Source organism: Streptomyces aureus (assembly GCF_001418135.1).
Taxonomy (GTDB): domain Bacteria; phylum Actinomycetota; class Actinomycetes; order Streptomycetales; family Streptomycetaceae; genus Streptomyces; species Streptomyces aureus_A.
Genome location: NZ_LIPQ01000279.1, coordinates 1 through 3,096, shown reverse-complemented (window position 1 = coordinate 3,096; position 3,096 = coordinate 1). Strand labels below are relative to the sequence as shown.

The following is a 3,096-nucleotide window of genomic DNA, read 5'->3' as shown; positions in this document are numbered from 1 at the left end:
GCGCGAGGCACCGTCCCCGCCCCCGGCGGGGACGGTGCCTCGCGCTCCACCGACGGGTCGGCCGGGGTTATCAGCCAGCGGGACGCGGGCGTCGCGTACGCGCTCACCGCGAAGGAGCCGGCGAGCGACTGCCAGATCCCGCCACCGCCGGCCCGCCGCCCGGCGAGATCCAGCCGGTACAGGTCGGTCGCGGAGCGCACCGCCTCGCCCACGTCGCGCGGGAACGCGAGGCCCACCTCGGGCGCGGGGTCGGCGTCGGCGAGCCCGATCTCGTGCAGCGGCACGGGCCGGCCGAGCTTCTGCCCGATCGCGGCGGCGATCAGGTGCGGCGCGGCGCCCTGCGGCACCATGCCCTTCGACACCCACCGGGCGACCGAGGTCTTGTCGTATCGAAGCGTCAGGCCCCGTTGCGCACCGAGGTCGTTGACGCGCCGGGCCAGCCCGGCGTTGCTGATTCCCGCGAGGGCGAGAACCGTGCCGAGCTTTTCGTTCGGCCCGCGTTGCTCCCTGGACATGACGCCACCCCTCGACAACCCAGACGGCCGCCACGACGCCGGGCATAGGCGTGCGGCATTCGTAAACACAGCGTAGTTCGCCGCATCCCTACCGTTAAGGGGCGGTGTTCCGTATGGCGAGATTGTTGTGTGAAAGACCGACAGCCGGGCCGGGGGGACCGGCCCGTGCTCCCGCTGTGTGGCCGTGCGCCCGGCCGTGCGCTCTCTCGGCACGGCCGGGGGAGCGCTTCCATGAGTAGCGCGTGGGTCGGCCCGCTCGGCCGGGAAAGTGTCCCGGACCAGTGGGCTGGGGGATACCGCCGCCCCATTCCCCGCGGGCGGCGGACGGCGCCGGGAGGCGGGAGCGCCTCCCGGGCTGCCGGTGGCCGGTGCGAAGCGGTGTGCGTGGGCGGGTGCCCCGGACGCTTCTCGCCCCACCGGGGAAGGGCGATATTTGGCCGAATGCCGCCGGTGTTCAACTGGCCCATGCCAGGGGCGCATTCGGCTTTCGCGCGCGTGCACCCGGACTCCGCCCCGTGCGCCGTTGTCGTGGCAGCATGTCTCCCACCGAAACGGATGTGGAGGCGCCGATGCGATGGCTGGTGGGCTGGAGCAGTGTCGCCGCGGGCTTCGCAACGACGGCCGCGGCCCGGGCGGGCTCGATGAGCGGCTCGTACGGCGGCGGACACGGCTCCGGCTCAGGTGCCGGGTACGTCTCGGGATCCGGCTCGGGCTCAAGCGCCGACTACGGTTCCGGCCCGGGCTCCGGCTACGGCCACGCGGCCGCCACCGAGGGGCGCACGGTGCAACCGGTCGGCGCACAACTCCTCTGGGGCGACCCCGATCCGCTGTGGGCGGTCGGCGACTGGCGCCCCGACGAGGTGCGGGTCGTGGCCGTCGACGACCACACCCGTCTCGCCGTCCTCGGCTGTTGCGCCGCGAGCGACGAGGAACTGCGGATCGGCCTGCTCACCGCGCGCGGGGGCGCGTTGCGGCATCTCACGGCATGGCCCGGCAGCTACACCGCGGTCGTCAAGGCCGGCCGCCGGGTCACCGTCACCGGTGACCTCGCCGGCGCCCGGCCCGTGTTCCACACCCCGTGGGCCGGCGGCACCGCCTTCGCCACCGCCGCCCTGCCGCTGGCCGACCTGGTCGAGGCCCAGCTCGACATCGGCCACCTCGCGGCGCTGCTCGCCTGCCCGGAGACCCCGGAGGCGCTGCGCGACTCCACCCCGTACGAGGGCGTCCGGCGGGTGCCGCCGGGCCACGCGCTGATCCTGCGGGAGGGCTCGCGCGAGATCACCGGGTACGAGCAGGTCGCCTCGCTCGCGGTCGCGGCGGCCCAGGCCGACCCCCGGCAGGCCGTCGAGGGGGTCAAGGACGCCCTGATCGAAGCCGTACGCGCGCGCCTCACCGCCCCGCGGCACGCGCCCGAGGCCCCGCTGCCCGACCCGGGCCCGGTGCCCGGCATGGGGCCGGCCGACCGGCGCGCGGCCCGCGGCGCGGGCCCGGCGCCCGGCATCGGCGCCGACCTCTCGGGCGGCAGCGCGTCCGGCACCCTCGCGCTGCTCGCGGCGGGCCTCCCCGGGGTGCCGGGCACGATCACCGGGCAGGGCACCGGCGCGGGGGAGCGGCTGCTCGCCGTCACCTTCAACGACCTGGCCACGCGCGCGGGTTCGGACCGGGAGGACGAGCTGAAGCGGGCCGGGGCGATAGCGGCCGACCCGCGCCTGCACCACGTGGTCGTCGCCGGCGGCGAGGAGGCGCTCCCGTACGCCGCGCTGGACGGGCCGCTCACGGACGAGCCGGGGCCCTCCCTCGTGACGGCCGAACGGCACCGGAGACGGTTCGCGGGCGGCAGCGCCGACCACTTCACCGGCATGGGCGCCAAGCAGGTCCTGGACGCGCACCCGGCACGCCTCGCGGACCTCCTGATGGACCGCAGACGCCGCTCGCTCGTGCGTCCGGTGACGGCGCTCGCGAAGGCCTCGGGGACGTCGGCGGGCTCGCTCCTGGTGCCGCTGACGGTGTACCGGGCGGCGCGGAAGCTGGCCCGTACCCCGTACCGGACGGGCCTGGAGGCGGCCGCCCAGCGGGTCCTGGAGGCGAACCGCACGGCTCCGGACGGCTTCGGCCCCCTTGAGGCGTCCCTCTCGGCGCTCACCTGGTCTCGACCGGGTCCCGCGGCACGCTGGCTGACGGGGGAGGCGCTGGCTGAAGTATCGGTTCGCCTGAACCGGGCGGCGACGCTGCCGACCTCCGTACAGCGTCCGGGCGAAGCACGCGCGCGTGCCGCGCTCGCGCGTGCGGCGGCCGACCACCGGGTCCTGGAACAGGCCGCTGAGATCCGCGGCCAGCGCCTGCACGCCCCCTTCCTCGACAACCAGGTGGTACGGGCCTGCCGCACCCTCCCGGAATCGCTCCGCGTCCAGCCCGACGCCCGCGCGGGCGTCCTGCGAACGGTCAGCGGCATCGCCGTGCCGGCCCTCCTTCGCTCGGTGCGACGCTCTCAGCTCGGGTCGGGCAGCCCGGCGGGGTCCGGCAGGCGTTCAGCAGCCCGGCCGGGTCCGGCAGGCGCTCACTCGAACGCGTGCTGTGGCGA

General features: G+C 76.0%; 1 protein-coding gene and 1 pseudogene. One reads left to right on the top strand and one right to left on the bottom strand.

The window, feature by feature from the left end:
• A pseudogene (locus tag AOK00_RS22910) lies at positions 1-515 on the bottom strand (MFS transporter); the annotation flags it as partial.
• A gap of 569 nt (positions 516-1,084) precedes the next feature.
• Between AOK00_RS22910 and AOK00_RS22905 the strand changes: the two are divergent.
• Positions 1,085-3,096 (top strand): asparagine synthase-related protein (locus tag AOK00_RS22905; protein WP_254047463.1); only part of this gene is annotated, 2,012 nt, incomplete at its 3' end.